3 protein-coding genes are annotated in these 3,856 nt (G+C 59.4%); 2 read left to right on the top strand and 1 reads right to left on the bottom strand.

What is annotated here, in order from left to right:
• Nucleotides 1-71: 71 nt before the first annotated feature.
• Nucleotides 72-2,147 carry an AsmA family protein gene (locus EJA71_RS23885; RefSeq protein WP_158959967.1) on the bottom strand — a complete coding sequence of 692 codons (2,076 nt, stop codon included), beginning with the start codon at nt 2,145-2,147 and terminating at the stop codon, nt 72-74.
• A 383-nt stretch (nt 2,148-2,530) separates the two neighbouring features.
• Here EJA71_RS23885 and EJA71_RS23880 point away from each other — a divergent pair, with 383 nt between their 5' ends.
• A complete protein-coding gene (locus EJA71_RS23880) occupies nt 2,531-2,998 on the top strand; it encodes a hypothetical protein (protein WP_158959965.1) in 468 nt (155 codons plus the stop codon).
• Between the two features lie 155 nt (nt 2,999-3,153).
• A complete protein-coding gene (locus EJA71_RS23875) occupies nt 3,154-3,786 on the top strand; it encodes a TetR family transcriptional regulator (RefSeq protein ID WP_008086186.1) in 633 nt (210 codons plus the stop codon).
• The last annotated feature ends 70 nt before the right edge of the window (nt 3,787-3,856 follow it).

Below are 3,856 nucleotides of genomic sequence, written 5' to 3'. Positions count from 1 at the left end.
CAGCCTGCGGCAGCTCCTACACGGATCGATGTAGGAGCTGCCGCAGGCTGCGATCTTTTGATCTTGTCTGTCTATTTAGTTGGTTTGACGGTCACTGGCGCCTTGCCCGCCTTCATCTGCTCCAGCAACGGCGCACACTGATTAGGCTCGCCGCCACTTGGCGCCACCAGCGCCAACAGCCCCGCCGCCGGTGCTGCAATCACGCCCAGTGCAACCATCCCCGCCCCGCGCAGCATCAGCGGCACAGCTTTGACTCCCGCATCCGGTTTAATGAACTTGCCGCGCACATACAGCGGCGAGCGCAGAGAGATCAAACGCCAGCCCTTCGATTCCGGTGTCACCGTCAGGTCAAGCTGCTCGGTGGCCATGTTTGCCGTGCCGTCAATGTAGATGATCGCATTCTCGGTATCGAAGACAAACAGCCGAGTAGTGGCCAGACCGGTCTTGATGTCGAAGTCAGCGGCGGCGCAGTTGATCTTCACTTCCTTGTCACCAAAGATCTTGCCGACCACGTAGTTGCCGACGTTAAGCCCGGCCAGTTCCATCAGCTCACGGCTGATTGCGCCGTCATTGATCAGCATCTTCAGATTGCCGTTAGCACCACCGAGCAACTTGGCGACCGAATTGCCGCGACCGCTGATATCGGCGTCGCCATTAAGCTCACCGAAGCTGGTTTTCATTGGCTCGAAAGTGGGGAACAACTCTTTGAGTTTGAAGCGACGCGCGGTCAGTTTGGCCCGGCCTTCCAACGGCTCGGTGCGGCCATTGAGACGAATCTGCGCGTCGAGATTGCCGCCAGCCACGCCGAAGCGCAGCGGCTCCAGGCTCAGTTCGCCGTCGTTGAGTTTCAAGTGGGTATAGAGGTCATTGAACGGCAGCTTCTCGCTATGCACGATGCGCTTGCCGGTAAATTCGACGTCAGCGTCCATTGCCCGCCAGCGGTCGGTTTTGAATTCTTCCACGGGCAGCACTTTGTCCGCCGGCTGCTTGCTCTCGCCGCCGCGCGCCTTTTGCTTGTCGTTGGAGTCTGCGCCGATCAACGGTGCGAGGTCGGCGAACAACAGTTGATTGGAGAGCAATGCGCCGCTGAGCTTTGGCCGTGGCTGGCTGGCGACGTAAGTCAGGTCACCATGGATGTCACTGCTGCCGATCTTGCCGTTGAATTGCTCATAGGTGAATTTGGCGCCGCCGGCGTCATGCAGCTTGGCGATCAAATGGCCGTCGGTGGAGTACGGCGGCGTGTCCGGCAGGGTCACACCGGTTAACGGATAGAGGTTGCCGAGGCTGGCGCCAGCCAGTTTCAGGCGCAGATCGAGGGCGCCAAGGTTCAACGGATCAGTCAGCGTGCCGGCCAGTTCGATGCTGGTGTCGCCGATCTTCGCCTGCGCCTGCAACGGGAATGGCTTGCTTGCGTCCTGCAGCGCCAGCAGCCCGCCGATCTTGCCTTGGCCGGTAAGGTTCTGGCCGTGATACTGGCCTTTGACCTTCAAGGCGAACGCGTAATCCTGCGGTGCACCACCCTTGTCCTGCGCAGTTTTCGCCGCTTTGTCACCGACGATATCGCTGTATGGAATCGGCTTGCCCAGCGGATCGATCAACAAGTCGAGATTGGTTTTCAGCGTTTGATCATCGAGGGTGACGTGGCCCTTGTCGAAACCGATGGCGCCAATGTCGACCACCCAGTTCGACGGTTCGGCATTGGGGTCTTTCGGATCGAATTTGAACGTCCAGTTCGCGCGGCCATCGGCCAAGCGCTGCAGGTCGGCATTCGGTTCGGTCAGGTCGATACGCGGAATCACCACCCGTTGCGCCAGCAAGGCCAGCGGCGAAATACGCAACTCGACACGTTTGAGCGTGACCATCTGCGGTTTTTTCGACCAGTCCGGATTGCCCAGGCTCAGGTCCTCGGCCACCACATGCGGCCACGGCACCCAGGCGCGCCAGCCGCCCTCGTCCGGCTCGCGCTGCCAGATCACCGCGAGGTTGCCGTTGATGGCAAACGGTCGGTGCAACTCTTCCGAGACTTTGGCGTTGATCGGCGGTTTGAGCCGGTTCCAGTCGAAGAACACGATGATCAAGACCAGCACGGCCAGTAGCAGCACGAGGATGGCGAAGGTCCAACTGAAGATTTTTCCAGTGCGCGTCATGCACAAAGCTCCTGATCACGTGCGCCCTGTTATTGCGGTGCACGGCTGAAACGGCGGGCTAAAGCAGCCCCTATGAAGTCTGTGACTGGCAAAAGGCCCGCAGGTTTAACCGAAAAACCGATTAAGGCGGAAAAACCTGCGTGAAAGCTGACCAGTCAGTCGAGCGGCGTTACCCCGACCCGCACGTTTGCGAGGCGCGAGTGGGTCGAAACTACCCACCTCGGTGCAAAACCGAGGCTCTGAAAGGCGCGACCTAGAGCCTCCCGGCAGAACAATCAATTCTGTTGATTATTACCATTGCGTTTATGAACTTTTATATCGACTTATCGAGAGTAGCATTGCCCTCGTACCCACTTTATCGCCCTCCCAAGGAGCAACCCATCATGAAACGCCAATTACTGCTTAGCCTTACCCTCTCGATGCTAGCCAGCACTGCTTTTGCCCTGCCAGCGGCTGATCAAGCCACTCCGCAAGTGAAATCCAGCCAATCGGTGTTCAGCCAAACCGTAGCCGAAGGTGGCCGTGATCGCCTCGAAGAGAAAGGTCTGGTTCAAGACGGTTCCGATCGCACACCACAAGGCCAAGCCCTGGCATCCGACGGCACCGAGCGCACTCCACAAGGCCAAACCTTGGCTTCGGACGGCACCGAACGCACTCCACAGGGCCAAACCCTGGCTTCTGACGGCACCGAGCGCACCCCACAAGGTCAGACCCTGGCTTCCGACGGCGGCGACCGCACTCCACAAGGTCAAACCCTGGCTGATGACGGCTTCGACAAAACCCCACTGGGTCAAGCACTCGCCGAAGGTGGTGGTGACCGTGTGATCGAACGCAACAGCGCCTCGAGCTAAGCCCATGGCGGCCTCGAAAAAAAGCCCAATCACCGGATTGGGCTTTTGACTTTTAAACCTCGCTGAAATCTTCCGCTGCATGCCCTCCCGTTCGACGCCGACAAAGCCGATTTGCTAGAGTGCGGCGCTTGTCCTGCCGAAGAACACACCCTGCGATGCTGCCCCGCGCCGAACAGAAGCAACAGACCCGCAACGCCCTGATGGACGCTGCCCGCCACTTGATGGAAAGCGGCCGAGGATTCGGCAGCCTGAGCCTGCGTGAAGTGACGAAAACCGCCGGCATCGTGCCCACCGGTTTCTACCGCCACTTCGCCGATATGGATGAGCTGGGCCTGGTGCTGGTCAGTGAAGTCGGCCAGACCTTCCGCGAAACCATTCGCCTGGTGCGCCACAACGAATTCGTCATGGGCGGCATCATTGATGCGTCGGTGCGGATCTTCCTCGACGTGGTCAGCGCCAACCGTTCGCAATTCCTGTTTCTCGCCCGCGAGCAGTACGGCGGTTCGCTGCCGGTGCGTCAGGCCATCGGGCGGCTGCGCGAGAACATCAGTTCCGACTTGGCTTCAGACCTGACGATGATGCCCAAGCTGCAGCATCTGGATGCCGAGGGCCTGAGCGTGATGGCTGACCTGATCGTCAAATCAGTCTTCGCCACCCTTCCCGACATCATCGACCCGCCTGCCGAAGCGCTGCCGGAGCATCTGACGCCGCAGGCGAAGATCACCCAGCAATTGCGCTTCATCTTTATTGGCCTGAAGCACTGGCAGGGCCTGGGCAGTACTGAGTAAAGATCAAAAGATCGCAGCCTTCGGCAGCTCCTACAGAAATTGCGTTTCATGTAGGAGCTGCCGAAGGCTG

This window comes from Pseudomonas sp. PB106 (assembly GCF_009764645.1).
GTDB lineage: Bacteria > Pseudomonadota > Gammaproteobacteria > Pseudomonadales > Pseudomonadaceae > Aquipseudomonas.
The sequence above is the reverse complement of the archived record's forward strand: the minus strand, read 5'-3'. Positions and strand labels throughout refer to the sequence as shown.